Annotated in this window: 25 protein-coding genes; 9 read left to right on the top strand and 16 right to left on the bottom strand. The window is 64.3% G+C overall.

Annotated features, from left to right (window positions below; all coding sequences use genetic code 11):
* The first annotated feature begins 37 nt into the window (after positions 1 to 37).
* Entirely contained in the window at positions 38 to 676 is a 639-nt protein-coding gene (gene dhaL, locus RB623_RS02540) for a dihydroxyacetone kinase subunit DhaL (protein ID WP_308055184.1), read from the top strand.
* A gap of 34 nt (positions 677 to 710) precedes the next feature.
* Here dhaL and RB623_RS02535 read toward each other — a convergent pair whose 3' ends face one another.
* A complete protein-coding gene (locus RB623_RS02535; RefSeq protein WP_308055183.1) occupies positions 711 to 1,475 on the bottom strand; it encodes a triose-phosphate isomerase in 765 nt (254 codons plus the stop codon).
* Between the two features lie 165 nt (positions 1,476 to 1,640).
* Between RB623_RS02535 and fba the strand changes: the two genes are divergently transcribed.
* A complete protein-coding gene (fba, locus tag RB623_RS02530; RefSeq protein WP_308055182.1) occupies positions 1,641 to 2,705 on the top strand; it encodes a class II fructose-bisphosphate aldolase in 1,065 nt (354 codons plus the stop codon).
* 66 nt (positions 2,706 to 2,771) lie between these two features.
* Here fba and RB623_RS02525 read toward each other — a convergent pair whose 3' ends face one another.
* The 4 genes from RB623_RS02525 to RB623_RS02510 all read right to left on the bottom strand — a co-directional run bounded on the left by RB623_RS02525 (position 2,772) and on the right by RB623_RS02510 (position 7,180).
* Positions 2,772 to 3,155: an antibiotic biosynthesis monooxygenase gene (locus RB623_RS02525; protein ID WP_308055181.1), complete on the bottom strand. Its 384-nt coding sequence runs from the start codon at positions 3,153 to 3,155 to the stop codon at positions 2,772 to 2,774.
* Positions 3,156 to 3,267: 112 nt separating this feature from the next.
* Positions 3,268 to 4,065 carry a xanthine dehydrogenase family protein subunit M gene (locus tag RB623_RS02520; RefSeq protein ID WP_308055180.1) on the bottom strand — a complete coding sequence of 266 codons (798 nt, stop codon included), beginning with the start codon at positions 4,063 to 4,065 and terminating at the stop codon, positions 3,268 to 3,270.
* Positions 4,066 to 4,193: 128 nt separating this feature from the next.
* Complete coding sequence (locus RB623_RS02515; protein ID WP_308055179.1) at positions 4,194 to 6,542, bottom strand: xanthine dehydrogenase family protein molybdopterin-binding subunit; 2,349 nt, start codon at positions 6,540 to 6,542, stop codon at positions 4,194 to 4,196.
* Between the two features lie 137 nt (positions 6,543 to 6,679).
* On the bottom strand, positions 6,680 to 7,180 hold the full coding sequence (locus RB623_RS02510; protein ID WP_308055178.1) for a 2Fe-2S iron-sulfur cluster-binding protein: 501 nt from the start codon (positions 7,178 to 7,180) through the stop codon (positions 6,680 to 6,682).
* 267 nt (positions 7,181 to 7,447) lie between these two features.
* On the opposite strand from RB623_RS02510, the gene RB623_RS02505 reads away from it, so the two are divergent.
* Entirely contained in the window at positions 7,448 to 8,623 is a 1,176-nt protein-coding gene (locus RB623_RS02505; RefSeq protein ID WP_308055177.1) for an FIST N-terminal domain-containing protein, read from the top strand.
* 10 nt (positions 8,624 to 8,633) lie between these two features.
* Positions 8,634 to 9,977, top strand: coding sequence for a hybrid sensor histidine kinase/response regulator (locus tag RB623_RS02500; RefSeq protein ID WP_308055176.1), 1,344 nt, complete (start codon positions 8,634 to 8,636; stop codon positions 9,975 to 9,977).
* 155 nt (positions 9,978 to 10,132) lie between these two features.
* Here the strand turns inward: RB623_RS02500 and RB623_RS02495 are convergent, their stop codons facing one another.
* The 3 genes from RB623_RS02495 to RB623_RS02485 all read right to left on the bottom strand — a co-directional run bounded on the left by RB623_RS02495 (position 10,133) and on the right by RB623_RS02485 (position 12,938).
* Complete coding sequence (locus RB623_RS02495; RefSeq protein WP_308055175.1) at positions 10,133 to 10,816, bottom strand: response regulator transcription factor; 684 nt, start codon at positions 10,814 to 10,816, stop codon at positions 10,133 to 10,135.
* 227 nt (positions 10,817 to 11,043) lie between these two features.
* Positions 11,044 to 11,547: a MaoC family dehydratase gene (locus RB623_RS02490; RefSeq protein WP_308055174.1), complete on the bottom strand. Its 504-nt coding sequence runs from the start codon at positions 11,545 to 11,547 to the stop codon at positions 11,044 to 11,046.
* 101 nt (positions 11,548 to 11,648) lie between these two features.
* Positions 11,649 to 12,938: a DUF445 family protein gene (locus RB623_RS02485; protein ID WP_308055173.1), complete on the bottom strand. Its 1,290-nt coding sequence runs from the start codon at positions 12,936 to 12,938 to the stop codon at positions 11,649 to 11,651.
* Between the two features lie 215 nt (positions 12,939 to 13,153).
* On the opposite strand from RB623_RS02485, the gene rirA reads away from it, so the two are divergent.
* Positions 13,154 to 13,618 (top strand): iron-responsive transcriptional regulator RirA, encoded by a 465-nt coding sequence (gene rirA / locus RB623_RS02480; protein ID WP_308055172.1) that lies wholly within the window; start codon positions 13,154 to 13,156, stop codon positions 13,616 to 13,618.
* A gap of 15 nt (positions 13,619 to 13,633) precedes the next feature.
* Here the strand turns inward: rirA and RB623_RS02475 are convergent, their stop codons facing one another.
* Genes RB623_RS02475 through hemP form a run of 5 tightly spaced genes read right to left on the bottom strand, consistent with a single transcriptional unit; the run spans position 13,634 to position 17,743 of the window.
* Positions 13,634 to 14,425 (bottom strand): heme ABC transporter ATP-binding protein, encoded by a 792-nt coding sequence (locus RB623_RS02475; protein ID WP_308055171.1) that lies wholly within the window; start codon positions 14,423 to 14,425, stop codon positions 13,634 to 13,636.
* Positions 14,426 to 14,437: 12 nt separating this feature from the next.
* Entirely contained in the window at positions 14,438 to 15,541 is a 1,104-nt protein-coding gene (locus RB623_RS02470; protein WP_308055170.1) for an iron ABC transporter permease, read from the bottom strand.
* A gap of 11 nt (positions 15,542 to 15,552) precedes the next feature.
* Positions 15,553 to 16,461, bottom strand: coding sequence for an ABC transporter substrate-binding protein (locus RB623_RS02465; RefSeq protein WP_308055169.1), 909 nt, complete (start codon positions 16,459 to 16,461; stop codon positions 15,553 to 15,555).
* Positions 16,462 to 16,470: 9 nt separating this feature from the next.
* On the bottom strand, positions 16,471 to 17,526 hold the full coding sequence (locus tag RB623_RS02460) for a ChuX/HutX family heme-like substrate-binding protein (protein ID WP_308055168.1): 1,056 nt from the start codon (positions 17,524 to 17,526) through the stop codon (positions 16,471 to 16,473).
* Between the two features lie 7 nt (positions 17,527 to 17,533).
* Positions 17,534 to 17,743 (bottom strand): hemin uptake protein HemP, encoded by a 210-nt coding sequence (hemP, locus tag RB623_RS02455; protein WP_308055167.1) that lies wholly within the window; start codon positions 17,741 to 17,743, stop codon positions 17,534 to 17,536.
* Between the two features lie 204 nt (positions 17,744 to 17,947).
* Between hemP and RB623_RS02450 the strand changes: the two genes are divergently transcribed.
* From RB623_RS02450 to RB623_RS02435, 4 genes are all read left to right on the top strand, one after another.
* Complete coding sequence (locus tag RB623_RS02450; RefSeq protein ID WP_308055166.1) at positions 17,948 to 20,176, top strand: TonB-dependent hemoglobin/transferrin/lactoferrin family receptor; 2,229 nt, start codon at positions 17,948 to 17,950, stop codon at positions 20,174 to 20,176.
* 20 nt (positions 20,177 to 20,196) lie between these two features.
* Positions 20,197 to 20,613: a hypothetical protein gene (locus RB623_RS02445; RefSeq protein WP_308055165.1), complete on the top strand. Its 417-nt coding sequence runs from the start codon at positions 20,197 to 20,199 to the stop codon at positions 20,611 to 20,613.
* Between the two features lie 127 nt (positions 20,614 to 20,740).
* Entirely contained in the window at positions 20,741 to 20,962 is a 222-nt protein-coding gene (locus RB623_RS02440) for a hypothetical protein (protein ID WP_308055164.1), read from the top strand.
* A gap of 197 nt (positions 20,963 to 21,159) precedes the next feature.
* Positions 21,160 to 21,474: an antibiotic biosynthesis monooxygenase gene (locus RB623_RS02435; protein ID WP_308055163.1), complete on the top strand. Its 315-nt coding sequence runs from the start codon at positions 21,160 to 21,162 to the stop codon at positions 21,472 to 21,474.
* A gap of 194 nt (positions 21,475 to 21,668) precedes the next feature.
* On the opposite strand, the gene RB623_RS02430 is transcribed toward RB623_RS02435, so the two are convergent.
* The 3 genes from RB623_RS02430 to putA form a co-directional block, all read right to left on the bottom strand.
* A complete protein-coding gene (locus tag RB623_RS02430; RefSeq protein ID WP_308055162.1) occupies positions 21,669 to 22,139 on the bottom strand; it encodes a hypothetical protein in 471 nt (156 codons plus the stop codon).
* Positions 22,136 to 22,225 (bottom strand): DUF433 domain-containing protein, encoded by a 90-nt coding sequence (locus tag RB623_RS02425; protein WP_308055161.1) that lies wholly within the window; start codon positions 22,223 to 22,225, stop codon positions 22,136 to 22,138. Before RB623_RS02425 ends, RB623_RS02430 begins: the two co-directional genes overlap by 4 nt.
* Positions 22,226 to 22,302: 77 nt before the next feature.
* A complete protein-coding gene (gene putA / locus RB623_RS02420) occupies positions 22,303 to 25,920 on the bottom strand; it encodes a bifunctional proline dehydrogenase/L-glutamate gamma-semialdehyde dehydrogenase PutA (protein WP_308055160.1) in 3,618 nt (1,205 codons plus the stop codon).
* Positions 25,921 to 25,996: the final 76 nt, after the last annotated feature.

The raw sequence follows: 25,996 nt of genomic DNA, 5'->3' as shown, positions 1-25,996 counted from the left end.
CCGACGACACATAAGCCAGAACAATCCGGACGATAGAATGACCGACATCACCGCCGCTCGCCTCGTCGTCATGTTCGGAAAGATCGCCGCCGCGATCGAGGCCGAAAAGGACCGGCTCTGCGCGCTGGACGGCGTGATCGGCGACGCCGACCACGGCATCGCGATGTCGCTGGGCTTTTCCGCTGCACGCGACGCACTTGCCGCGCTTGATCCCGCCGCCGACCCGACGACGGTGTTCAATACGGCGGCGAAATCCTTCCTGAACGCCGTCGGCGCCTCTTCCGGTCCGCTCTACGCCACCGCCCTCATGCGCGCCGGCGCATCGGCTAAGGGCAAGGCGGCGCTGACGGATGCGGATTTCGTGGCCGCCTTCCAGGCGATGGCAAAAGGCATCCAGGATCGCGGCAAGGCCGAACGCGGCGAAAAGACGATGATCGACGCCTGGCTGCCGGCGGCAGACGCAGCCGGCGAATGCATTTCGGCGGGAGGTGGTCTGGCTGCGTCGCTGGAGGCAGCCGTCAGCGCCGCGAAGGCCGGGGCGGAAGCGACGAAAGGCATGGTGGCCGCCAAGGGCCGGGCCGAACGCCTCGGCGAACGCTCGTTGGGGCACATGGATCCAGGCGCGGCCTCGGCGGTGGTGGTGATCGAGGCTATACGGGATGCGGTGGCAAACTGAATCCCTCCCCTCGACAAGAAAGATAAGGGCTGCGCTATCCAATCGCCGCCGACGCCCTTTTCAGAATCTCGATGAACCCTTCCGCCCGCCAGGCGGAGCGGCCGATAAACAGCCCGTCGATATGAGGCTGTGAAATCAGTTCCGCCGTGTTGCCGGGATTAACGCTGCCGCCGTAGAGCACCGGCGGCGCGGCGGGCAGGATTGCGCCGGCCACCAGCTTGATCAGTGCCTGCTGCTTGTCCGCATAATCGGCGCTCGCCGGGATACCCCTCTCGCCGATTGCCCAAACCGGCTCGTAGGCAAACAGGATTTGCGTGGATTTTCCCGCATCATCAAGGAATTGCAGCGCCCCCCTCACCTGCGCCGCCAGAACCTCGTCCGCCCTGCCCGCCTCGCGCTCGGCAAGCGTTTCGCCGACGCAGATCAGCGGCACCAGCCCATGGCGCACCGCCGCCGCCGTCTTCAGGCCAACCGTCCGGTCGGTTTCCGCGAAATGCTCGCGCCGCTCGCTGTGGCCGAGTTCGACCCAGTCGAGCCCGCAATCCTTGAGCATCAGCGGCGATATCTCGCCTGTCCAGGCGCCGGAATCTTCCCAGTGCATGTTCTGCGCCCCAACCTTGATATTCGTACCGGCGAGCGCAGTCTTCACCTGACGTCCGGCGGTGAATGGCGGCACGACAAAAGGCTGGATGCGCTGATCGAATCCCGGCAGGAACGCCTTCAGCGTTTCGGCGAAATCCAAAGCTTCAGCCAGAGTCTTGTTCATCTTCCAGCTGGTGCCGACAAAATAAGAAGTCACGCCAAGAGTCCTTTCAATCGGTTCAGGTGGAGCAATGCCGCATCGTGCGGCGGATAGGAACCGGATACTTTGCAAAAAGCCGGAAAAGCGGCTGTTTTCTCGAAACATTTTCCACTATGGCGTCGGGCGCATCCAGATTTGCCCCATCGTAAGGAGATAGACTGCATGGCCCGGATCACCCTTCGCCAGTTGCTCGACCATGCCGCCGAGCACAGCTACGGCGTGCCTGCGTTCAACATCAACAATATGGAGCAGGCGCTGGCGATCATGGAAGCGGCGGATGCGGTCGACGCTCCGGTGATCCTGCAGGCCTCGCGCGGCGCCCGCGCCTATGCCAACGACATCATGTTGAAGCACATGATGGACGCGCTGACCGAGATCTACCCGCACATCCCTGTCTGCGTGCATCTCGACCATGGCAACGAGCCGGGCACCTGCATGACGGCGATCCAGGCCGGCTTCACCTCGGTGATGATGGACGGCTCGCTGAAGGCCGACGGCAAGACGCCCGGAGACTGGGACTACAATGTCGGCGTGACCAAAACCGTGACCGACATGGCGCATCTCGGCGGCATTTCGGTCGAGGGCGAACTCGGCGTGCTCGGCTCGCTGGAGACCGGCATGGGCGACAAGGAAGACGGCCATGGCGCCGAGGGCAAGCTTTCCCACGACCAGTTGCTGACCAATCCGGACGAGGCGGTGAAGTTCGTCGCCGAGACCAAGGTCGACGCGCTGGCAATCGCCATGGGCACCTCGCACGGCGCCTACAAGTTTTCGCGCAAGCCCGATGGCGCCGTGCTCGCCATGCATGTCATCGAGGAAATCCACAAAAAGCTGCCGAACACGCATCTGGTCATGCACGGCTCGTCCTCGGTGCCGGAAGACCTTCAGGAAATCATCAACCGCTATGGCGGCAAGATGAAGCCGACCTGGGGCGTGCCGGTGGAAGAGATCCAGCGCGGCATCAAGAACGGCGTGCGCAAGATCAACATCGACACCGACAACCGCATGGCGCTGACCGGCCAGATCCGCAAGGTTCTGTCGGAAGACCCGAGCGAGTTCGACCCGCGCAAGTACCTCAAGCCGGCGATGGCGGCGATGACGAAACTCTGCAAGCAGCGGCTGGAAGAGTTCGGCACCGCCGGCAATGCCCAAAAGATCAAGCCGCTGCCGGTGGCGGAGATGGCGAAGCGTTACAAGAGCGGTAGCCTCGACCCGAAATTCGGATAGCAAGTCTTCGCGCCAGTCAAAAAGCATCGCCGGTGCGCGCACCGGCGATGCACGACCTTATATCGGCTAACCCCGGCGATGAAGTTCGGAGACGACCTCGCCGGACACCGCATCAGTAACGCCGCGGCCCTCGCCAAGGTCTTCCAGCATCCCCCGCCCCCTTTCCAGGTTCCTGACCATCAGGGGCCGGGCCGCCACGATGCTTTCCATGCTGTCCCACTCGCCGATCATGCAATAGGAACGTTCGCCTGTCTTGATCAGCGAAGCGCTGCGCAGGCCGGCAAGGTCCGATCGGTCGACCTCCCTGTTCAGGCGAAGAAATTCTTCCTCGAATTCCGGCCTGACGCGATAGCGAACAACATTGAATGCGGTCATAACCTCCCCCTTGGCTTCAATGTTCCGCACCATCCCGAGCATAATACTCAGTAGATCAGAACAAAAAAAGACCATAGCACTCATCCGGCGTTGGCGCACGCCGGTGCCAGAGCAAATCCTGGGAGGGAGAGTCCCGAAAAGCCGGACGGAGTTGCATACTCCGTCCGAGTTCAAGCCTGTTTGCGCGCTATGCGTTGGCCGCAGCCACAGCCCGCTTGGCCATGACGACCACCAGATTGGCGCGGTATTCGGCCGAGGCGTGGAGATCGCTCATCAGCCCGGCACTCGGCACCGACACGCCCTCCAGCGCGGCTGCATCGAACTTCTTGGCCAGTGCGGCCTCGATCGGCTTGGAGCGGAAGACGCCGTCCTCGCCGGCCCCTGTCACCGCGACACGCACGCCGTCCTTGCCCTTGGCGACGAACACGCCGGTCATGGCATAACGCGAGGCCGGGTTCGGGAATTTCGAGTACCCGGCCTTGGCGGGCGCGGTGAAGGTCACACCGGTGACGATCTCACCCTCCTTCAGCGCAGTCTCGAACAGGCCGGTAAAGTATTTGTCCGCCGAAATCTCGCGCTTGTTGGTGACGATGGTGGCACTGAGCGCCAGCAAAGCCGCAGGGTAGTCGGCAGCCGGGTCGTTGTTGGCGATCGACCCGCCGATGGTGCCGCGATGCCGCACATGTGGGTCGCCGATATGTGCGGCCAGATGGCAGATCGCCGGGCAGACGGATTTCAGCTTGGCGTTGGCGGCGACCTCGGCGTGCGTTGTTGCGCCGCCGATGGTGACCGTCTTGCCCGACACCGTGATGCCCTTGAGCTCGGCGATATACGTCAGGTCGACAAGGTCCGACGGCGCGGCGAGCCGCGTCTTCATCGCCGGGATCAGCGTCATGCCGCCGGACAGGAATTTCGCGTCGCCCTTCTTGGACAGTTTTGCCGCGTCGGCGACCGACGATGCGCGGTGGTAGTTGACGGAATACATATGGTTTCTCCCTCCGGGAGAAGAGCGAATAGGGAGTAGCGAATAGGGGAGTGCTTCCCACCGCCCTGCGCTTCTTTTCCCTATTCGCTACTCCCTATTCGCTATTCGCTTTTTCAATTCGCTTCTTTTCAGTGCTTCACGGCCTGCGCCGCCGCCCACACCTTCTGCGGTGTCGCCGGCATGGTGAGGTCGGCGATACCGAGCGCGTCGGTGATGGCGTTGATGACCGCCGGCGGCGAGCCGATGGCGCCGGCCTCGCCGCAGCCCTTGATGCCGAGCGGATTGCCCGGGCAAGGCGTGTTCGAGGTCGAGACCTTGAACGACGGCAGGTCGTCGGCGCGCGGCATGGTGTAGTCCATGTAGCTCGCCGTCAAAAGCTGTCCACTCGCGTCATAGTGGGCGCCTTCGAGCAGCGCCTGGCCGACGCCCTGGGCGATGCCGCCATGCACCTGGCCCTCGACGATCATCGGGTTGATGACGTTGCCGAAATCGTCCGCCGCCACGAACTGGATGATTTTCGTCACGCCGGTGTCCGGATCGATCTCGACCTCGCAGATGTAGCAGCCGGCCGGAAAGGTGAAGTTGGACGGATCGTAGAACGCTCCCTCCTTCAGGCCCGGCTCCATGCCCGACGGCAGATTGTGCGCGGTGTAGGCGGCGAGCGCCATCTGGAACCACGGCACGGTCTTGTCGGTGCCGGCCACCTTCAGCGCGCCGTTCTCGATGACGATGTCGCCCTCGTCGGCTTCCATCAAGTGAGCGGCGATCTTCTTGGCCTTGGCCTCGACCTTGTCGAGCGCCTTGACGATCGCCGACATGCCGACCGCGCCGGAACGCGAGCCGTAGGTGCCCATGCCCATCTGCACCTTGTCGGTGTCGCCATGCACGATCGACACGCTGTCGATCGGCACGCCGAACCGGTCGGAAACGAGTTGGGCGAAAGTGGTCTCGTGGCCCTGGCCATGGCTGTGCGAACCGGTCAGCACTTCCACCGTGCCGACGGCGTTGACGCGCACCTCGGCGCTTTCCCACAGGCCGACGCCGGCGCCGAGCGAGCCCACGGCGGCCGACGGCGCGATGCCGCATGCCTCGATGTAGCAGCTCATGCCGATGCCGCGCAGCAGGCCCTTCTTGGCGGCAGCGGCCTTGCGCGCCGGAAAATCGGCATAGTTGGCCTCCTTCATCGCCGCGTCGAGCGATGCGGCATAGTCGCCCGCGTCATAACACATGATGACCGGGGTCTGGTGCGGGAACTGCGTGACGAAATTCTTGCGGCGAAGCTCAGCCGGGCTGACGCCGAGTTCGCGCGCCGCAGTCTCCATGGTGCGCTCGACCAGATAGGTGGCTTCCGGCCTCCCTGCCCCGCGATAGGCATCGACCGGCGCGGTGTTGGTATAGACCGCCCGCACATTGGCGTGGATCGCCGGTATATTGTACTGGCCCGACAGCAACGTCGCATAGAGATAGGTCGGCACCGAGGACGAAAACAGCGACATGTACGCCCCGAGATTGGCGACCGTGTCGACCTTGAAGCCGGTGATCCGGTTGTCCTTGTCGAAGGCCATCTGGACCTCCGAATAATGGTCGCGGCCATGCGCGTCGGTGAGGAAGCTCTCGGTGCGGTCGGCCACCCACTTCACCGGCACGCCTGTCTTCTTCGAGGCCCACAGGCAGACGAGTTCTTCGGGATAGATGAAGATCTTCGAGCCGAAGCCGCCGCCGACATCCGGCGCAATCACGCGCAGCTTATTCTCCGGCGCGACATTGTAGAATGCGCTCATGACAAGACGCGCCACATGCGGGTTCTGCGAGGTCGTCCAGCAGGTGTAATGATCCTCGCCCTTGTCGTAGTGGCCGAGCGCGGCGCGCGGCTCCATGGCGTTGGGCACCAGCCGGTTGTTGACGATTTTCATCGTCGTGACATGCGCAGCGGAAGCGATGGCGGCGTCCGTCGCCTTGGCGTCGCCGATCTCCCAATCGTAGATCAAATTGCTGTCGGCCTCGGGATGAAGCTGCGGGGCGCCCTTCTTCAGCGCGGCCACGGCCTCCGTCACCGCCTTCTTCTCCTTGTAGGTGACCTCGACGGCCTCGGCCGCGTCGCGCGCCTGGCCCTTGGTGTCGGCCACGACGATCACCACCGCGTCGCCGACATAACGCACCCGGTCGAAGGCCAGCGGCGACCACGCGCCCATCTTCATCGGCGTGCCGTCCTTGGAGTGGATCATCCAGCCGCAGATCAGGTTGCCGATGCCGTCGGCCTTGAGTTCCTTGCCGGTGAGCACGTCGATAACGCCCGGCATGGCCTTGGCCCTCGACACGTCGATCTTCTTGATCTCGGCATGCGCGTGCGGGCTACGCACGAATGCCGCGTGCTTCATGCCGGGCACGACCATGTCGTCGACATAGCGCCCGTTGCCGGTAATGAAGCGTTTGTCTTCCTTGCGCGCGACCCGTGCGCCGATGCCTTCGATACCCATTGGAATGTTCCTCCCGAACCATCAGAAGCGAATAGGGAGTAGCGAATAGGGAACTGGACTTCGAACTTCTCGGTACCTCGCGAACGCTTTCGGGCAAAACCCTATTCGCTATTCGCTACTCCCTATCCGCTCACCTCTCACGCCGCCTTCTTCGCCTTGCCCTTGCCAGCCTTCGACATCTCCTCGGACGCAGCAAGGATCGCCTTGACGATGTTGTGGTATCCCGTGCAGCGGCAGATGTTGCCTTCCAGCTCGGCCCGCACCGTCGCCTCGTCGAGGCCCTGCGGATGGCGGTTGATCATGTCGGTCGCCGACATGATCATTCCCGGCGTGCAGAATCCGCATTGCAGCCCGTGATTCTCCTTGAAGGCCGCCTGGACCGGATGGAGGTCGGCGCCATCTGCGAGACCCTCGATGGTAACGACAGTCGAACCGGACGCCTGGGCGGCCAGCATGGTGCAGGATTTTACGGCCTTGCCGTCTACATGGACGACGCAAGCGCCGCACTGCGATGTGTCGCAACCGACATGCGTACCCGTAAGCCCCAGATTTTCCCGCAAGAAATGGACGAGCAGCGTGCGGTCCTCGACGGACGCGCTCACCTTTCTGCCATTCACGGTTAGAGAAACGTCCGACATATTGCCTGCCTCCCTCGGTAGGTAACCAGCGGTGGGCTCTTCAGCGTCCCGCAGGTGGAATTGTCACGGTGGTCAAGGCGCGGAACCACAGCCCAGACCATGCGCCGGTCGAGAATGCAGCCACCCCTTGCGGACCGTATATTGTACTTAAGACGATACGCCCCGCCACCCCAGCATTGCAAAACTCCCGCATCCGGACAAGAATGTGTTCGGCACCCGCGTGCGCGACACGCAAAATGACAAGGGCCGGAGGAAAGGCTGGAGGAATTGGAGCGAGTCTGTTCGGAGACAAGCTACGGCTGCGGGCTGACGGTCGTCAGCACCGACAAGCCCGACCCAACCACCTTCGCCCGCGAAGTGGCCGAGACGGCTATGGAAACGGGCGCGGGTTTTGCCCTGTTCTTCTTCTCGCAGGCGCTCGTCAGCGCGGAGGAGCTTTCCGATGCCATCCAGCGCTGCGCGCCGGGACTGAGGTATGCGGGCTGCTCGACCGCCGGAGAGATTACCCCGGTGGGAATCGAGGAAGGACAGATGCTGGCTGTGCTGTTTCCCGCCGGCAGCTTCACCATCGCGTCCGCCATCATCCCGCATCTGTCGTCCTCCGGCATGGAAGCGATCGCCTCGCAGGTCGGAGCGCTGCGCCGCTCGCTCACCGCTCATACGGGTCGACTTTCGTCGGGCAACGCATTTGCGCTCTGCCTCATTGACGGGCTGTCCTTCGCCGAGGAATCGGTGGCGGCGGCGATCCACTGGGGTCTGGATGACATCCCGCTGGTGGGCGGATCCGCCGGTGACGATCTGCGTTTCGAGGCGACCACCCTGATTTCCGATGGCGTCGTCGCCACCGATTGCGCGGTGGTCGTGCTTGTGGCGACCGACGTGCCTTTCCACGTCTTCAAGACGGAGAACTTCGTACCCACAGACGAGAAGCTAGTGGTGACAGCCTCCGATCCCAGTCGCCGCGTGGTCCACGAGTTCAACGCCGCGACAGCCTCGGAAGAGTTCGCACATGCTGTCGGCGTCATGCCCGACGCGTTGACGCCACTCAGTTTCGCGTCGCATCCGGTGGTGGTGCGGGTCGGCGGAGAATACTACTGCCGCTCGATCCAGAAGTTGAACTCGGATGGCTCGCTCTCCTTTTTCTGCGCCATCGACGACGGCATCGTGCTGTCGATCGCCGAGCCCACCGACATGGTCGAATCGACCCGTACCGCGCTCGCCGCAGTTGGTGAAAAGGTCGGCGGCATCGACGTGATTCTCGGCTTCGACTGCGTGCTGCGCCGCCTCGACGCCCGCAATCGGCAGGTGCTGCGCGATATTTCGGAATTGTACCGGTCAAACAACCTCGTCGGCTTCGGCACCTATGGCGAACAGTACCGCACCATGCACCTCAACCAGACGCTGACCGGCATCGCTTTCGGCCGCCGCCAGGCCGCCGAATGAGGTTCGTTCCATGCTGATGGACGAAATCACCGACGTCGCGCGGCTGCGCAAGATCAACTCCGCCCTGATCTCGCGTGTCGAGCGGGCCATGGATCAGCAGGGCAATGCCTTCTCGCTGTTCCAGACCGCGATCAACCTCGAGGGCCGGGTGCGCGACCGCACCGAGGAACTGCGCTCCACGCTGCGGCGACTGGAGGAGTCCAATGTCGGCCTTGTGGCCGCCAAGGAAGCGGCGGAACTGGCAAATCTGTCGAAGACGCGCTTCCTCGCGGCAGCCAGCCACGACGTGCTGCAACCGCTCAACGCCGCGCATCTGTCGATCTCGGCGTTGTCGGACCTGCAGGCCACCGAGGAAGGCCGCCGGCTGGTCGGCCAGGTTGAACGCTCGCTGACCACCATCGGCAACCTGCTGCAGACACTGCTCGACATTTCAAAGCTCGACGCCGGCGTGGTCCTGCCCGAGGTCGAGGAGATTTCGCTGGATCAACTGTTTTCGTCGATAAAGTCGGATTTTCAGCCCCTGGCGGAGCAGAAAGGACTCAAATTCCGGTTCCGGGCGAGCAATGCCGTGGTCCGCTCCGACCAGACGATGCTGCGCCGCCTCCTGCAAAACATCGTATCCAATGCGGTCCGCTATACCCGCTCGGGGGGCGTGCTGGTCGGTGCGCGACGTCGCGAAACCTTCATCCGCATCGAGATCGCCGATACCGGCTGCGGCATCCCACAGGATCACCGCGAAGCGGTTTTCGAGGAATTCCATCGCGGTCCCGGCGCCGTCGAGAGCGACGTTTCCGGCGCCGGGCTCGGGTTGGGCTTGTCGATCGTGCGCAGAATGGCGGACGCGCTTGGCCACCGCATCGGCTTCTCGTCCGTCGTCGGACGCGGCACCGTCTTCTGGCTGGAAGTGCCGGCACTTGCTAACCGGCTGCCGACCGCCGTCGCCGAAGCCACCACCGAGACCAAAAAGCCGCGCGGCTACGGCCTGTTCGGCACAAAAGTGTTGCTGATCGAGAACGACCTCACCGTGCTTGAAGCCATGATGGGGCTCCTCGCACGCTGGCAATGCGCGGTCCGGCCCGCGACGTCATCCAAGGAAGCGTTGCGCGCGCTGGGCGATACCGACTGGGTGCCGGACGTGATCATCGCCGACCAGCATCTGGTGGGCGGCGACTTGGGCAGCCAGACGATCGCCGAAGCCCGCACCTATCTGGCGCGCGACGTTCCCGCCTTGATCATCACGGGCGACCCGTCGCCCGCGCTCGCCCAGATGGCACGCGCTGGCGGCATCGAACTGATGCGCAAGCCGGTGAAGCCCGCGCAATTGCGGGCACTGCTGGCGCATTTGCTGGCTTAGGGCAGTAGGGCAGAATAGCCGAGACGAACGATCCGCCAGCGGCCGAAAGCGCTGGAAGTTTTGGTTTTTGCCAATTTCGAAGGCTCTCGAGCGGGCAATCCTACTGCCCTACTGCCCTACTGCCCTACTGCCCTACTGCCCTACTGCCCTGCTGCCTAAAACCCAGAATGCTCCCGAAACAGATCCGCATTGTCGAGTTTCGACACCTCGATCACCGCCTGGGTGCGACTGTAGACGTTGAGCTTGCGCAGGATTTCCGAGACATGAGCCTTCACCGTGGTCTCGCCGACCTGTAACTCGTAGGCGATCTGCTTGTTGAGCAGCCCCTGGCGCAACATCTGCAGTACGCGCAACTGCTGCGGCGTCAGCTTGGCCAATCGCCGCACCATATCGGCGCGGTCGGCACTATCCGGCTGGGGCGGGCGCTCGCCATAGTTTTGCGGAACGTATACCGCGCCCTCCATGACCGAGCGGATGGCGGCAGCCAGTTCGTCCTTCCGGACAGATTTCGGGATGAACCCGGCCGCCCCGTAGGACAGCGCCTCCGACACGATCTTGGGATCCTCGTGCCCCGAGACCACGACCACTGGTAATCGCGGGTGGCGGGTACGCAACTGCAGAAGCCCCTCGAAACCGTGCACGTCCGGCATGCTGAGATCGAGCAGCGCGAGATCGAAGGTCAGTGGCCCAGACAAGGTCTCCAACGCCTCGGCGATCGACTTCGCCTCGGCGGTGTGGACTTCAGGATAGGCCATGCGCACCGCGCTATGCAGCGCCTCGCGGAAAAGCGGATGGTCGTCGATGATCAGGAAACGTGTCGCGTCGCTCGTCTGGCTCATGGCGCAGGCTCTTTCGGCAGATATTGCAAGGACAGCTTTTCAAACTTTATGTGGCGATCAAAGGTGGCAATTAGTGCCCCCTCCCGGTTCCGGCGTCCAAGCCTCGCGCCAGACGAAGGCTATTTCCCAAGGTGGCGTTCGATGGTGGCGGCTGTGACGGTCTTCCACTGCTCAGGTTCGAACGATAGAAACGTAGCCGAGCCAGGTCCGTCTCCCGTGCCAGGCGGCTAGGCGTCTCGCCGCACCCGCTTTTCATAGAGCAGGACCAGCGTATCGGCGACCAGCGCCGGCTTGTCTTCGCCCTCGATTTCCATCGTATTGCTGGCTTTCATGAGATATTGGCCCGGCCCCTTGTCCTCCATCGACAGCAGCGTGGTGCGCAGCCGCACACGAGCGCCGGCCCGGACCGGCGACAGGAAACGCACATGGTCGATGCCGTAGTTGAAAGCGCCCTGCGTGTTGTCCGGCAGGATGCGCATGTCCTGGATGAAGAAGCCGATGAGCGACAGCGACAGATAGCCATGGGCGATGGTGGTGCGCAGCGGGCTCCTGCGCCTCGCCTGCTCCACGTCGACATGGATCCACTGGCGGTCGCCGGTGCACTCGGCGAACTGGTCGATACGGTCCTGGCCGATCGTCACCCAGTCCGAGACGCCGAGCTCCTCGCCGATCAGGCCGCGTAGCTCATCGAATGTCGGCGCCTTTTCCCGCATCGTGTTCCTTTCGTCCATCCAAACATAGTGTTCTTAGTCGGTTGTGCGGCAATCGCAAAATCGGATGCTGTACTCATCTCTGCGCCCCGCCGCATGCGTTGCTGCGACGGGAATTGACGTCAATTCGTCCAGAGCAGGCGTTCGGCGCCGTACAGTATCAGGCCCGCAAGGCCGCCGATCAGCATGCCGTTGAAGCGGATGTATTGCAGGTCGCGGCCGATGTTGAGTTCGACGACGCGAGTAAGCTGGGCGAGATCCCAGCGCTTCACTTGCTCGGCGATGAAGTTCGACACGCCGCTCTTCTGGCTATCGACGAAAGCCGCCAGCGAGACGACGAATCCCTTGTTCATGTCGGCGCGGATGTCCGGATCGCTCGCCAGATGCCGTCCGACATTCACGAACATACCCGCGAGATGGGTGCGGATCGCCGAGCGCGGCGCGGCAAGATCCTGTTCGATCATGGCGCGCACGCCGCCCCACAGGTCGCCGGCGAGCGAGCGCAGTTCTGGCCGCGCCAGCAGATCGCGTTTCAGCGCCTCGGCGCGCTCCGCATAGTCCTCGGAGGTTCTCAGCCGCTCGACGAAATTTTCGACGAATCGATCGAACTCGCGTCGCAGCGGATGATCGGGATCGTCCTGTACATCCTTGAGAAAGGATGCGGCCGAGGCGACGATCTTCTTCAGCAGATATGCGTCGGCGCGGAACAGGTTGAACAGCGACGGCAGTTCGGACCTTATCCTGTCACGCATCGATGCCAGCATCGTCTCGTCGCTGAATGTTTTCGCCAGCGCCCCGGTGAGCTCGTCGAGCAGCTTCTGGTGGCGCCCTTCGGCGGTGACGGCCTGCAGCAAACCGGCGGCGAGCGGCGCTACCGGCACCTTTTCGACCTGCTCGGCAAGGCGGCGGGTGGCGAAATCCTTCAGGCCCGATTGTTCGATCGCCGTCAGCGCCTGCGGCGCCAGCCGCGCCACGAAGGCGGCGAGATCGCCGGCGCGCCGCCGGTCCGACAGCCAGTCGGCCACCAGCGCCGCGAAGTCCACCTCCTCCAGCTTGGCCTTGACCGGCCCGGGCGCCAGGAAATTCACCTCGATGAAGCGGCCGAGATTGTCGGCGATGCGCACCCTGTTCTCCGGGATGATGGCCGTATGCGGGATCGGCAGACCGAGCGGGCGGCGGAACAGCGCGACCACCGCATACCAGTCGGCGAGGCCGCCGATGGTCGCGGCTTCGGCGAAAGCAGCGACGAAGCCGAGCCACGGCCAGCGCGCCTGGAACGATCGCGCAACCACCAGCACGGCAAGGCACAAGCCAAGCGCCAGCGTAGCGAAAAGTTTCGTCCGCTTCAGCGCGGCCAGTTTCTCCGCCTCGCGCGATTCGGCCGTCGCCGTCAGCACTTCGGAGTTCGCCATGCCCTGCCTCGCCCTTCTCCACAAGGATACGCCAAGCGAATGAGCGCCGGCGTCTTTCATATAGGGGGCAAGACGCAAAACCTGCCAACGTCGTTCCGGACGCGGGTCGCCATAAACATGACAGGAAAATTCAACTAATCGATTCTCTTGTCTGGAATTATTCCAAACTATAGGCCATATTCCGGCAACGAAACGCGTGCGCGGAAGGAGCGACCATGCGACTGACACGCCAGACCAACTATGCCATGCGCATCCTGATGTATTGCGCGGCCAACGACGGGCGGCTGAGCCGTATCCCGGAGATCGCCGAGGCCTATTCGGTCTCCGAGCTTTTCCTGTTCAAGATCCTGCAGCCGCTGGTCGAGAACAGGCTTGTCGAGACGGTGCGCGGCAGGAACGGCGGCGTGCGGCTGGGACGCCCGGCCGACAAGATCAACCTGTTCGACGTGGTGCGCGTCACCGAGGAAAACTTCGCCATGGCGGAGTGTTTCGAGAACGACGCGGCTGAGTGCCCGCTGATCGACAGTTGCGCGCTGAACGCCGCGCTGCGCGAGGCGCTGAACGCCTTCTTCGCCGTGCTCGAACGCCACACGATCGCCGATCTCGTCAAGTCGCGCAGCAATGTGCGCTCACTGCTGGGCATCGAGGCGCTGGCGCCGGTAACCGCCCCGGCAGCCTGAACCTGTCCCGCGGCGCTACAGCGCCACCGACTGCGGCAGCACGAAGGGCATGCCGCTCGCCGGCAATGCCCCTACCCGCAGCCGGCAATCGAATACTTCTTCGATCAACCCGTCGCTGAGCACGTCGCGCGGCTCACCGGCCGCCGCGACGCGGCCGCGATGCATGACGGCGATGTGGTCCGCATACATCGCCGTCAGATTGAGATCGTGCAGGATCGCCACGACGCCGCCGCCGCGCCGCGCATAGTCGCGGGCAATGTCCATGATCACCAGTTGGTGCTTGATGTCGAGGCTGGACACCGGCTCGTCGAGGAAGAGGTAGCGAGGCCGCCCTTCCAGCACCGGTGCCCAGACCTGGCAGAGCACCCGCGCCAATTGCACGCGCTGCTGCTCGCCGCCGGAGAGCTCCTGGTAGAGCCGTCCACCGAAACCGGCGAGGTCGACCTTTGCCAGCGCCCGCTCGGGCAGGCGCTCGGCCTCGCCGGCGAGTACGCCGGAACGGCCGCCCATCAGACCGAGGCGCACGATCTCGCGCACGGTGAAGGGAAAGGCAAGCTGTGTCGACTGGGGGAGCACGGCACGCACGCCGGCCGCCTCGTTCGGCCGCATGCGCGCGACCTCGCGGCCTTCGAAGGTCAGCCGTCCGCTATACGGAAGGTCGCCGGCCAGCGCCTTGAGGAACGTGGTCTTGCCCGAGCCGTTCGGCCCGACGATCGCCGTCACCTGCCCCGGCAGCGCCCGGAACGCCACGCCTTCGACGATGCGCTTGCTGCCGATGGAAACGCCGACGTCCGTTGCTTCGATCATCCTGCCCTCCGCTCAGAGATCGAGAACGCCGCGCTTGCGCAGCAGTATCCACAGGAAGAACGGTCCGCCGGCGGCCGCCGTGATGATGCCGATCGGCAATTCGGCCGGCGCAACGATGGTGCGGCTGAGCGCATCGGCGAGCAGCAGCAGGCAGGCGCCGAGCAGAGTCGCGCAGGGCAGCAGGTAACGATTGTCCGGCCCGATCAGCAGTCGAAGCAGGTGCGGCACGATGATGCCGACAAAGGCGATGCCGCCGCTGACGGCAACCGAGGCGCCGGTGGCCGCCGAGACAACAAGGATCGCCCCGTGCTTCAGCCGCTGCACCGGTACACCGAGATGCGCAGCGCTTGCTTCACCCAACGCCAACGCATTGAGCCCGCGTGCGAAAAAGGGTGTCGTCGCAAGCGCCACGACGACCATGCTGCCGGCAGCGAACACTTTCGTCCAGGTCGCGCCGGCGAGCGAGCCAAGCGACCAGAAGGTCAGGTCGCGCAGTTGCCGATCGTCGGCCACGAAGATCAGCAGGCCGGTCAATGCCGTCGCCATCGCGCCCAATGCGATGCCGGCCAGCAGCATGGTGGCGATCGAGGTCTGGCCGCGCCGCGTCGCCACCTTGTAGAGAATGAGGGTCACCGCAAGGCTGCCGACGAAGGCGGCCAGCGGCAAAGCGTAGATGCCGAGCAGGGCCGTGACTGGCGCGAGCACCGTCGTCCCGAGCACGATCACCGACACCGCCCCCAGGCTGGCGCCGGCCGAGACACCGACAATGCCGGGGTCGGCGAGCGGATTGCGGAAAAGGCCCTGCATAACCGCGCCGGAAACGGCCAGCGCGGCGCCAACCATGATGCCCATGGCGACGCGCGGCAAGCGGATGTCATAGATGATGATGCGGTCGCGCTCCGACAGCACTGCATCCGCTCCGGTGCCCGGCAGCAGCCAGTCCTTCAGGACGGCCAGGGCCGAGGCGTCGGAAGCGCCGGACGACGCGCCGAAAGCAGCCGTCACGACCAGAGCGATACAGAGCAGCACCAGCACGATCTGGGCACGCTGCGAGCGGTCACCGGCAGCAGGAACGGATGGATTCACGGCTGCCGCCGCGGCGCTGGACATCGACATATGCGCACGACCTATTGCTTGATCGCGTCGCCGTAGAGCTTCGCGGCGAGATCACGGATGGCGTCTGCCGTTCGCGGCCCGAAACCTAGCAGATAGGAGCCGCTCATGCGCACGAAGCTGCGCTTCTCGCCCGCCGGCGTAGACTGGATCGCGGGCAGCGAAAAAAGCTGCGCCTCTGTCGCCGCATGGTCCTCGTTGCCGCCGCGATTCATCATCAGGATGAGATCAGGTTTTGCGGTGATGATCGCTTCGTCCGAAAGCTGGCGATAGCCGGAAAAACCCTGGATCGCGTTGACGCCGCCCGCCAGCTTGATGATGCCGTCGGCGGCCGTATCCGCGCCGGAGCCCAGGATCTTGCCGTCCTGCACGCTGAGCACGAACAGCACGCGCTTGCGGTCGGCAATGTTGGCAGTCAACTCTTCGGCCGACTTCAGGTCGGCGTCGACCTTGGCGGCGAGTTGTGCTGCCTTGTCGTCGGCGCCGATAGCCTTGCCGACGATCATGATCTTGTCGACAATGCCCTGATGGCCGAACTGGTCCGGCACCTCGATATAGGGAACGCTTGCCTTCTTCAGCACATCGACCGCTTCCTTGGGGCCGCTGCCCTGAAGCGCGAGGATGGCGCTGGGCTTCACCGACAGCACGCCCTCCGGCGACAGCGCCCGCATGTAGCCCACATCCGGCAAGCCGAAGGCAGCCTCGGGATAGACGCTGGTCGAATCGCGAGCGATCAGCCGCTTCTCCTCGCCCAGCGCGTAGATGATCTCGGTGATCGAGCCGCCCACGGCGACGATCCGGTTGGGATCGGGGAAAACGCTGGTGCCCTCAGTGGCATGCGCGGAAGCGGATGCGGCCGCCGTGAACATCACGGCGGCGAGCAGGCGGCGCAGCGGCAAACCGCCAATACGGAACGATGTCATGTCAAGCTTTCACGCGGCGGTAGAACAGGGAATGCGAGGCAAGTGCTCGGCCAGGAAACGCCAATCGTCGCGTTCGACCTCGCCTTCATGGCGCTTGCCGAAGAACTGGATGATCAGCCGACCCTCGCCGTCATAGGCTTCGACCGAGGTGACGTGCCCGTCCTTGGTCGGCTTGCGCACCACCCAGGTCTCGCGGATGTGGTCGAGGCGCAGGTGCAGATGGAACGTCTCGTCGAGCACGTTGATCCACGGCCCCATCGGCTTGATCGACGCTATCGGCCCGGAATGAATCTGGATGCAGCCCTTGCTTCCAACGAAGCACATGATCGGAATGGCGTCCTGCGCCGCGAGATTCATCAGCGCGGCCACCGCGTCGCCGTCGAGCTGCCAAGCAAGATCGGGGCCTGCAAGCCGCATGGCGCGGCGGCGGCTGATCTTCAGCGAGCGCAGCATGCCGAAGAACTGATGCGTGTCGGTCAGGCTGATCCAGCGTTCGCGCAGCACGTCCGAAGAAACGGACCCATCGTCCGTCTCGACCGTTGCATCGCCGATCTCAATATCGATTGTCGGGGACTGGTTTGTCGATTCCAGCGACGCCACCAATTTCTGGTAAGCATAGAGATTGGAAGCAGGCCGTAGATGCACCTTGTGCACGGCTTCGCCGGCCGCGTCGAAGAACTGCAGGCTGCGCCGGATTTCTTCGCCGTCGCGTTTCTCGACGGCGAAGCCGTGTTTCCAGACGCCGGGGAATATCCGCAAGTCGATGTCGGCGCCCAGCACCATGGCGCTGTGCTCACCCGGGAAGACCTTGTCATAGACGCCGATCTTCTCGTGGACCGCGCTTTCGTTGCGGGTCAGCGCCATGACCTCGCCCACCGCTTCGAGACCGGTAAGCAGATCGTTGACGCGCGGTTCGATACGCACGGCGCCGACACCGCAATGCGCGGCGACCAGCTCCGCCTCCGAGATGCCAAGCTGGATGGCGAGATCGCGCTCGCGCATCTTCGAATTATCGTCCCGCGCCCGCCTGATTTCCTCCGGCGTCGGATTTACCCGCTGATCCATGTCTGTCCTATTTGTTGAGAATGAGCTTGCCCTGCCGGGTGATCTTCAGCCGGTAGAGTGAACCGGCATGGTCTATACCGATCTCGAATTCGCCCTGGAACAGCGACTGGCTGGTCAGCGTGCGAACCGCGGCGGGGCGCCGGAATTCGGAGCGTTGCGCTCCATCGGCGGGATAAGGACGCGCGCGGAAAAAAGCATTGGGGTTGTGCGTGTTCATCTCGATCGACCCTCTCTGTCGCCGTTGATACCGCCATGGTCCGGTTGCCCGGAATTTGCCGCCTGTTATCTTGACTTAAAATATCATGTTTTATAGGGAATGCAATACCGGACAAAGTAAGTCAACATATTTGACGGGCAACATCAAAATGCCAGCCAGCCTCCCGCCAGCCCGCATTTTTCATACGCATGCAGGAGCAGGGACATGGGGGCTGTCGGCTTGGGACAGGCTGGTTGGGGAATCGGGCGTGGGGTTCATACCCTTTCACTGAAAAGACGGATCGCGCTGCTCGCCGGGGTGGCATCGCTGGCGCTCATCGGCGGGCCGGCCTGGGCGCAGGAGCAGCGGCAGTCTGTGCAGACCCAGGAGCAGGCGGCAGCAAGTGAGCAGCAGGGTGAAAAGAAACAGGAAGACGGCAACACCGCCGGCACCACGGTGCTCGACCAGATCACCGTCGTCAGCCGAACCGGCGAAACGGCGATCGACACGCTCGCGTCGGTCAGCCATGTGGATCAGGAGCAGCTTGAACGCCGCATGGCGGTGACGCCCGCGGATATATTCTTCGGCATGCCGGGCGTCGCGGCCCAGACCGACGCCAAACGCGGCGCCACCTCCATCAATATCCGCGGCCTGCAGGATTTCGGCCGCGTCGCGGTCATCGTCGACGGCGCCAGACAGAACTTCCAGCGCTCCGGCCATGGAACGCAGTCGGTCGCCTTCATCGATCCCGAACTGGTGCAGCAGGTCGACGTGATTCGCGGCCCCGTCGCCAATACCTACGGCTCCGGCGCCATCGGCGGCGTGGTCTTCTACGAAACCAAGGACGCCGAGGACTTCTTGCGTCCGGGCGAGACCTGGGCCGCGTCGACGACGGGCCGCTATGACACAAATGGCGAAGGCTTCACCACCAGCGCAACGGGCGCCTACAAGTTCAACGACGCCGTCGACGTGCTCGGCAACATCGTCTACCGCAACTTCAACGACTACAAGGATGGCGACGGCAACGACGTCTCCGGCACCGGGTTCGACATTCTGAGCGGCATGGTCAAAAGCACCATTCGCCCCAGCGACAACAGCGAGCTGAAGCTGGGCTGGATCGGCAACAACGAAAGCTGGACGGAAGGCTCGGACGCCTACGACGTCGACATGCGCCAGAATACCTTTACCGGCCGCTACAACATAACGGACGAGGATCAGAGCTGGCTCGACCTGCATGTCAATTTGTCGGCCAACATCGCCAAGCTCGACCAGACCTATCTGACCGACGTGCAGCGCTTCAGCTCGGTGACTGGCCGGCCGATCCTGATACCCAAGGGCTCACAGACCGGCTACGACCTCGACACCTACGGCATCGATATCTGGAACACGTCGCGGTTCGAGACCGGCGTGATCGCGCACGAACTGACCTATGGCGGCGACTGGGTGACCGACGACGTCGAGACGACCAGCCCGGAGGGCGGCGACGACCTGTTCACCCCGTCTGGCAATCGTCGTGTCTCGGGCGCCTATATCCAGGAGAAGCTTACCTACGAGTGGTTGGAGATCATCGGCGCGCTACGCTACGACAGCTACAAACTCGACGACGACGAGAACAATGTCTCGGGCGACCGGATTTCGCCGCGCATCACCGTCGGCGTCTCGCCGTTCGAGAGCATCGGGCTCGAGGGACTGCAGTTCTACGGCACCTACGCCGAGGGTTACCGCTCGCCGTCGCTGTCGGAGACCCTGATCAGCGGCCTGCACCCCAACGGCGTGGTGTTCCCCTTCCTGCCCAACCCGAACCTCAAGCCCGAGACCGCGCATACCGTGGAGTTCGGCATCAACTATGCGCAGGACGGACTGATCCAGGCCGACGACCGGCTGCGCATCAAGACCGCCTATTTCCACAATGACATCGACGACTATATCGGCCTGGCGACGCTTTCGCCTTTCGACCCGACCAGTGGCTGCCCGTTCATTCCGGGTCCGGGCGTGATCCCGATCTGCTCGCAGTACCAGAACTTCGCCAACGCCAAGATCGAGGGTTTCGAGTTCGAAAGCGTCTATGACGCGGGCTGGGGGTTCGCCGGTCTGTCGGCCTCGATCATCAACGGCCATACCGTTTCATATGCAGGCGTGCGCGAAGACCTGAGCACGATCCCCTCCTCGCAAGTGACCGGCCAGATCGGCTTCCGCTTCCTGGAGGACAAGCTGACTGTCGGCGGCGAGGTCCAGTACAACGGCAAGCCGAAGGGCAATCCGGTCGCCGACGACTACACGCTGGTCAACCTGTTCGCCAGCTACCAGCCGAACGAGGATTTCCGCATGGACTTCCGCGTCGACAATCTGTTCGACGAGCAATACGTCAACCCGCTCAACGGCACGACGACCACACCGCTCTACGAGCCGGGTGTCTCGGTGAAGCTCGCCGCCACCATGCGATTCGGAGGCTGAGGTTGAAACGATCGAAAGCAATGATTGGCTTGCTGGCGGCGGCGTTTGCCGCCGCCGGGAGCAGCGCGAACGCGCAGGAACAGGCGGAAAGACCCGCGCTGGCGCTGGAACTCAACGCCGCGCAGCCCTCGCAAAAAGGCTGCCGGCTTACCTTCGTCGTCACCAACGGGCTCGGCGCCGAGCTTTCCAAGGCGGCCTTCGAGATCGCGCTGTTCAACGAAGTGGGCGTCGTCGACACGCTCACCGTGCTCGACTTCAAGGACCTGCCCTCCGGCAAGACCAAGGTGACGCGGTTCGACCTGCCGCTCGACTGCGCCAAGATCACCCGGGTGCTGGTCAACCGCGCGGTCGACTGCGCCGGCGACGGCGTGGAGCCGTCCGCCTGCATTCGGCAACTGGCGCCAGGCACCAAGGCAAAAATCGCCTTTGGCCTTTGATCGTCATCCAAGGCAGGGCCACCGGAACATGGCCTCGTCCTGCCCCGTTTGAGCGTCAGCCAGCCTCGAAATCCGGCCCGTCGGCACGGCCTGATTGCCCGCTCACGCTTCACAAGGAGCCGAGAACTTGAACTTTCTTCCCTTGCATCGTCTGGCTGCGCATCGCGGCGACGGCCTCGACCCGAAAATGCTCGACCTGATCGAGCGCCGCGCGCGGATCGCCGCCGGCGCCACTGTCGAAGAACTTGCGCGCCATCGCGCCGCCACGCATATGCAGGCCGGTCCCAATCCGATCGCGCCGGCCGACTTGCCGGAAGGCGTCATCCGTTTTCCGTCGAGGGTCTGTTGATATTCACGCTTTGAGGGCCTGCAAATGACGCTTTTCTGCGCTTCCGATGCTCATGTACCAGTACGTACACTCCGCTTCGGTTCTCGAAAAACGCCATTTTCGGCTCCTCAAAACCTGAATCTCAACAGACCCTAGGCCGGTTTCCAGAAACGCCGCTCGCGGCGCCAAATCCTGACAGGCAACAGAGGAACACAGCCATGTACATAGCCATGAACCGCTTCAAGGTGCAGCACGGATCGGAAGCGGCCTTCGAGGACGTCTGGAAGGGCCGCGATTCGACCTTGAACGAGATGAAGGGGTTTCGCGAATTCCACCTGCTGCGCGGCCCGGTGAACGAGGCCGAAGGTTACACACTGTTCGCTTCGCACACCGTGTGGGAAAGTCATGACGATTTCGTCGCCTGGACCAAGTCCGAAAATTTCCGCGCCGCCCACCGCAACGCCGGCCAGAACAAGCCACTCTATATCGGCCACCCGCAGTTCGAGGGCTTTTCGGTCGTCGAGGGGGCGTAGCCGCCGATCCTTTCGAAGGCTGCCGCTCGGAGAGTTTTTTGGGCGGGCTCTCCGAGTGCTGCCGGCCTGAGCAAATTTTGCCCGCTTCGACAACCTATGAACGACGGTTCTCGCGGGGCAGCACGGATCGCCGCCAGACCGCGGACGAATCCGCGGGGCCGTCAATCCCTCGGTTTTAGATTCCGGGCCGCACGTCATGACGTGTCGGGGCATTCCAGCGCGTGGACGGCCAGCGCATGGGCGTGCGCCAGAATCTCGTCGATCTCGCGGATGTTGCGCGGATGGATGGCTGTCGGGTCGTATCGCGACAGCCGCCCGCCGGGCGGACTCCCGCGCCGTAGCGGCGAGATGCGCCGGAACCGGATCGCACCGGCAGCTTGCTCGTTTTGCACGAGTGCGGTGCGGGCTTCCCTTTCCCGCGCAATTGCTGCGTCGCGGTGCGCTCTCCAGCGGGCGAAACGAATTGCCTGACCCGGCAGATCGTCGAGTGCGCGACCCAGCGCCTCCAGCCGCAAGACCAGCCGGGTCGAACCGACGGGATCGTCGGGCGACCGCGTCGGCAGCGGCGGCAAAGGGCGATACGGCGCGTCGAAATCCAGCGACCTGATGCGCGGCGCGGCATGCGCGGGCACGTAGCGGCGTTGGACGCGGAACGGATTTTTCACATGCCAACCGTCACCCGCATCCCGCGGATGCAGGCCTTGCCACCCATGACGCCCGGCTCCTGGGTGATACGATCAAGCGGTTGCATGGCTGCGGCTCCTTCCAACGCCGGCTTGCGGCGCGCCGATAATGCACGACCTTCGCGCAACCTCCAAATATGCGCCCTCACCCCGCTCCCGCAAGCAGGCTGGCATTGCCGCCGGCAGCGGTGGTGTCGACGCAGACCGAGCGTTCATGCGCGTAGGCTGCCGGATTGATGACCTCGCCGATCAACGGCACAATCGGACCGGGATGGTCGACCAGCACGCGGCGCACCACCCGCATCGCCTCCTCGGTCCCCGAAAACGCCACAGCGTCGACGCCCAGCGCCCGTGATTCGACCGGGTCCGGCCGCCCGTCGATCGCCGCCAGCGGAAAGCCTTTTCCCAGCAGCGGCTGCAGCGCGGCGATAGCGCCCGGCGCGACCGCCAGCACGGCATTGCCGGCGGCGAGAGCCTGCACGGCCTGCGCCAGCAGCGTCTCGCCGTCCGGCCCGAGGCAAAGCACTTTTCCGCGCGGATGCAGCGTCAGCGTATTGGCCTCGCCGGTCGGTCCGGGCAGGTCGACGGGGCCGAACTCGGTCGCGGCGGCCGCCGCGATCGCCTCGGACGCCTTGCCGCGCAAGACCTTGCGCAGTGCCGGCACCCGGTCGGTGCGTGTCGACCACCCGCCCTCGCTCGCATCGGGCAGCGCATCGGCGAGTTCGGTCGCCGTCACCTTGTGCCCCTCGCCGAGCTCGGCGCCTGCTCCCGCCGATTTGCGGAATCGCCTGAGATAATGCGGCCCGCCGGCCTTCGGCCCGGTGCCCGAAAGCCCTTCGCCGCCGAAAGGCTGCGAGCCGACCACGGCGCCGATCTGGTTGCGGTTGACGTAGATGTTGCCGGCATGCACGCCGTCGACGATGTGCTGCACCCTGGCCTCGATGCGGGTGTGCAGGCCGAACGTCAGCCCATAACCCTTGCGGTTGATCGACGAGATCACATGATCGATGTCGTCCGCCCCGAAGGTGGCGACATGCAGCACCGGGCCGAAGACTTCCTTCTTCATCTCGTCGATGCCGGAAACGCGGAAGATGTGCGGAGCGACGAAGCGGCCCTCGGCCGGCGCATCGAGTTTGGCGACCAGTTTTCCCTTGGCTTCCATTTCCTTGCAGTAGCCGAGGATCGACTGCCGCGCCTCGTCGTCGATCACCGGCCCGACATCGGTCGAGATCAACCATGGGTCGCCGACCTTCAGCGCCTTCAGTGCGCCTTCCAGCATCTCCAGCATCTTCTTCTCGACATCCTTCTGGACGTAGAGCACCCGCAGCGCCGAGCAGCGCTGCCCGGCGCTCTGGAAGGCGGAAGCAAGAATGTCGCGCACCGCCTGTTCGGGCAAGGCAGTCGAATCGACGATCATCGCGTTCAGCCCGCCGGTCTCGGCGATCAGCATGGCGTCCGGCGCCGCCGTCTCGGCGAGCTGCTTCTCGATCAGCTTCGCCACTTCCGTCGAGCCGGTGAAGCAGACGCCGGCGATGCGCGGATCGGCGGTCAGCGGTGCGCCGACGGACGGCCCGTCGCCCGGCAGCAGATGCAGCACGTCGGCCGGCACGCCGGCCCGGTGCAGCAAGTCCACTGCCTTGGCCGCGATCAGCGGGGTTTGCTCCGCGGGTTTCGCGACTACCGCATTGCCGGTGACGAGCGCCGCGGCGATCTGCCCCGAAAAAATCGCCAGCGGAAAATTCCAGGGCGAGATGCAGGCGATTACCCCCCTCGCCTCGGTGCCCGCCTCCGCCTTCGCCGCCTCGGTGGCGTAATAGCGCAGAAAATCCACCGCCTCGCGCACTTCCGACACGCCGTCGGCCAGCGTCTTGCCCGCTTCGCGGGTGCAGAGCGCAAAAAACTCGGCGGCGTTTTCCTCATAGAGGTCGGCGGCGCGGCGCAAAATGCCGGCACGCTCGGCGACGGGACGTCTTGCCCAGGCGGGCTGCGCGTCCGCCGCGGACTTCACCGCGGCGGCAACCTGTTTTGGGCCGGCCTCGGTGACCGAGCCGACCACGTCGCCGGGCCTCGTGGGGTTCGTCACCAGCCGCTTCGAGCCGTAACCAGCCGCTTTGGGCGCCGGAGCGGCGGCCCACCTGTCGGAACCTGCAAAGGCCGCCCGCGCCTTTTCGATCCCGGCAAGGGTGACGGGATCGCTCACGTCCAGGCCGCGCGAATTCTTCCTGTTGCCAAAAATCTCTGCCGGCTTGGCGATCGCCGGATTGGCGGCCGCGCCCTGGCTGTCGACCACGGCAAACGGATCGCGGGCAATCTCCTCCGGCGGCACATCCGCGTCGGTCACCTGATGCACGAAGGAGGAGTTGGCGCCGTTTTCCAGTAGCCTGCGCACCAGATAGGCAAGCAGGTCGGAATGCGCGCCGACCGGCGCATAGATGCGGCAGCGCGTGCCTTCCGCCTTGCGCACCGTCTCGTGGAGGGCCTCGCCCATGCCGTGCAGCCGCTGGAATTCGAATTTTTCGCGGTCCGGCGCCATGCGCAGAATAGCGGCGACCGTATGGGCGTTGTGGGTGGCGAACTGCGGATAGATGCGGTCGGTCATCGACAACAGCTTCTTGGCGCAGGCGATGTAGGAGACGTCGGTGTTCACCTTTCGCGTGAACACCGGATAGCCGGACAGCCCCAGCACTTGCGCCCGCTTGATTTCGGTGTCCCAATACGCGCCCTTGACCAGCCGCACCATGATGGTGCGGTCGAGCTTTTGCGCCAGCGCGTAGAGCCAGTCGATGACGAAGGCGGCACGCGGCCCGTAGGCCTGGACGACGACGCCGAAACCGTCCCATTCCGCCAGCCGCGGGTCGGCCAGCACCCGCTCGATGACGTCGAGCGACAGGTCGAGCCGGTCGGCCTCCTCGGCATCGATGTTGAGCCCCATGCGCGCATGGGCAGCGGCCAGCGCCAGCGACAGCAGCCGCTCGCTCATGACGGGCAGCATCGTCTCGCGCTGCGCCTGCTCGTAGCGCGGGTGGATCGCCGAGAGTTTTACCGAGATGCCGGGATTGGTGCGGATATCGGGACCGTCGGCGCCGCTGTTCAGCGACGAGATGGCATCGGCATAGGCCTTGAGATAGCGCAGCGCGTCGGCCTCGGTGCGGGCAGCCTCGCCCAGCATGTCGTAGGAATAGAGGTAGCCCTTTTCCAGCATGTCGCCGCCGCGCCGCACCGCCTCGCCGATGGTGCGGCCGAGCACGAACTGCTCGCCCATCTCGCGCATCGCGGCCGACACCGCGCGGCGGATCACCGGCTCGCCCAGCCGGCGAACCATGGAGCGCAGCGTGCCTGCGATGCCGTCGTCCGTGTCGTCGAGCACACGGCCGGTCAGCATCAGCGCCCAGGTCGAGGCGTTGACGAAGATCGAACTCGATTCGCCGGAATGCGCCGACCAGTCGTGCGGCGCGATCTTGTCCTGGATAAGATCGTCCATGGTCTGCGTATCCGGCACGCGCAGCAGCGCTTCCGCCAGGCACATCAGCGCCACGCCCTCCTTGGTTGAGAGCCCATAGGCGGAGAGAAAGACCTCCATCAGCCGCGGATCGGAGGAGGCGCGCACGGCCCGCACCAGCTCGGCGGCGCGCGCCGAGATCGCCTTGCGCTGCTCGGGCGAAAGATCGGCCAGCTTCACCAACCTTGCGAGTGCCTCGTCCTCGTCGGGCAGGTAGTTTTCGCGGATATGGCTGCGGAGCACGTCGAACAAAGCTGCTGTCATGGCGATCCCGTGGATGGCGAGCGGCGATTGGAGAACGGCGGCACGACTATCATGACGCGGATTTCGGTACGGACCA

The organism is Mesorhizobium sp. LHD-90, assembly GCF_030929505.1.
Taxonomy (GTDB): domain Bacteria; phylum Pseudomonadota; class Alphaproteobacteria; order Rhizobiales; family Rhizobiaceae; genus Kumtagia.
Note: the sequence above shows the minus strand (reverse complement) of the source record. Positions and strands in the feature narration are given on the sequence as shown.

Excerpts from the sequence above, each read along its gene's own strand:
- dhaL (WP_308055184.1), top strand. The coding sequence starts at position 38 with ATGACCGACATCACCGCCGCTCGCCTCGTCGTCATGTTCGGAAAGATC.
- fba (WP_308055182.1), top strand. The coding sequence starts at position 1,641 with ATGGCCCGGATCACCCTTCGCCAGTTGCTCGACCATGCCGCCGAGCAC.
- RB623_RS02525 (WP_308055181.1), bottom strand. The coding sequence starts at position 3,155 with ATGGTCTTTTTTTGTTCTGATCTACTGAGTATTATGCTCGGGATGGTG.
- RB623_RS02520 (WP_308055180.1), bottom strand. The coding sequence starts at position 4,065 with ATGTATTCCGTCAACTACCACCGCGCATCGTCGGTCGCCGACGCGGCA.
- RB623_RS02515 (WP_308055179.1), bottom strand. The coding sequence starts at position 6,542 with ATGGGTATCGAAGGCATCGGCGCACGGGTCGCGCGCAAGGAAGACAAA.
- RB623_RS02510 (WP_308055178.1), bottom strand. The coding sequence starts at position 7,180 with ATGTCGGACGTTTCTCTAACCGTGAATGGCAGAAAGGTGAGCGCGTCC.
- RB623_RS02500 (WP_308055176.1), top strand. The coding sequence starts at position 8,634 with ATGCTGATGGACGAAATCACCGACGTCGCGCGGCTGCGCAAGATCAAC.
- RB623_RS02495 (WP_308055175.1), bottom strand. The coding sequence starts at position 10,816 with ATGAGCCAGACGAGCGACGCGACACGTTTCCTGATCATCGACGACCAT.
- RB623_RS02490 (WP_308055174.1), bottom strand. The coding sequence starts at position 11,547 with ATGGACGAAAGGAACACGATGCGGGAAAAGGCGCCGACATTCGATGAG.
- RB623_RS02485 (WP_308055173.1), bottom strand. The coding sequence starts at position 12,938 with ATGGCGAACTCCGAAGTGCTGACGGCGACGGCCGAATCGCGCGAGGCG.
- rirA (WP_308055172.1), top strand. The coding sequence starts at position 13,154 with ATGCGACTGACACGCCAGACCAACTATGCCATGCGCATCCTGATGTAT.
- RB623_RS02475 (WP_308055171.1), bottom strand. The coding sequence starts at position 14,425 with ATGATCGAAGCAACGGACGTCGGCGTTTCCATCGGCAGCAAGCGCATC.
- RB623_RS02470 (WP_308055170.1), bottom strand. The coding sequence starts at position 15,541 with ATGTCGATGTCCAGCGCCGCGGCGGCAGCCGTGAATCCATCCGTTCCT.
- RB623_RS02465 (WP_308055169.1), bottom strand. The coding sequence starts at position 16,461 with ATGACATCGTTCCGTATTGGCGGTTTGCCGCTGCGCCGCCTGCTCGCC.
- RB623_RS02460 (WP_308055168.1), bottom strand. The coding sequence starts at position 17,526 with ATGGATCAGCGGGTAAATCCGACGCCGGAGGAAATCAGGCGGGCGCGG.
- hemP (WP_308055167.1), bottom strand. The coding sequence starts at position 17,743 with ATGAACACGCACAACCCCAATGCTTTTTTCCGCGCGCGTCCTTATCCC.
- RB623_RS02450 (WP_308055166.1), top strand. The coding sequence starts at position 17,948 with ATGGGGGCTGTCGGCTTGGGACAGGCTGGTTGGGGAATCGGGCGTGGG.
- RB623_RS02445 (WP_308055165.1), top strand. The coding sequence starts at position 20,197 with ATGATTGGCTTGCTGGCGGCGGCGTTTGCCGCCGCCGGGAGCAGCGCG.
- RB623_RS02435 (WP_308055163.1), top strand. The coding sequence starts at position 21,160 with ATGTACATAGCCATGAACCGCTTCAAGGTGCAGCACGGATCGGAAGCG.
- RB623_RS02425 (WP_308055161.1), bottom strand. The coding sequence starts at position 22,225 with ATGCAACCGCTTGATCGTATCACCCAGGAGCCGGGCGTCATGGGTGGC.
- putA (WP_308055160.1), bottom strand. The coding sequence starts at position 25,920 with ATGACAGCAGCTTTGTTCGACGTGCTCCGCAGCCATATCCGCGAAAAC.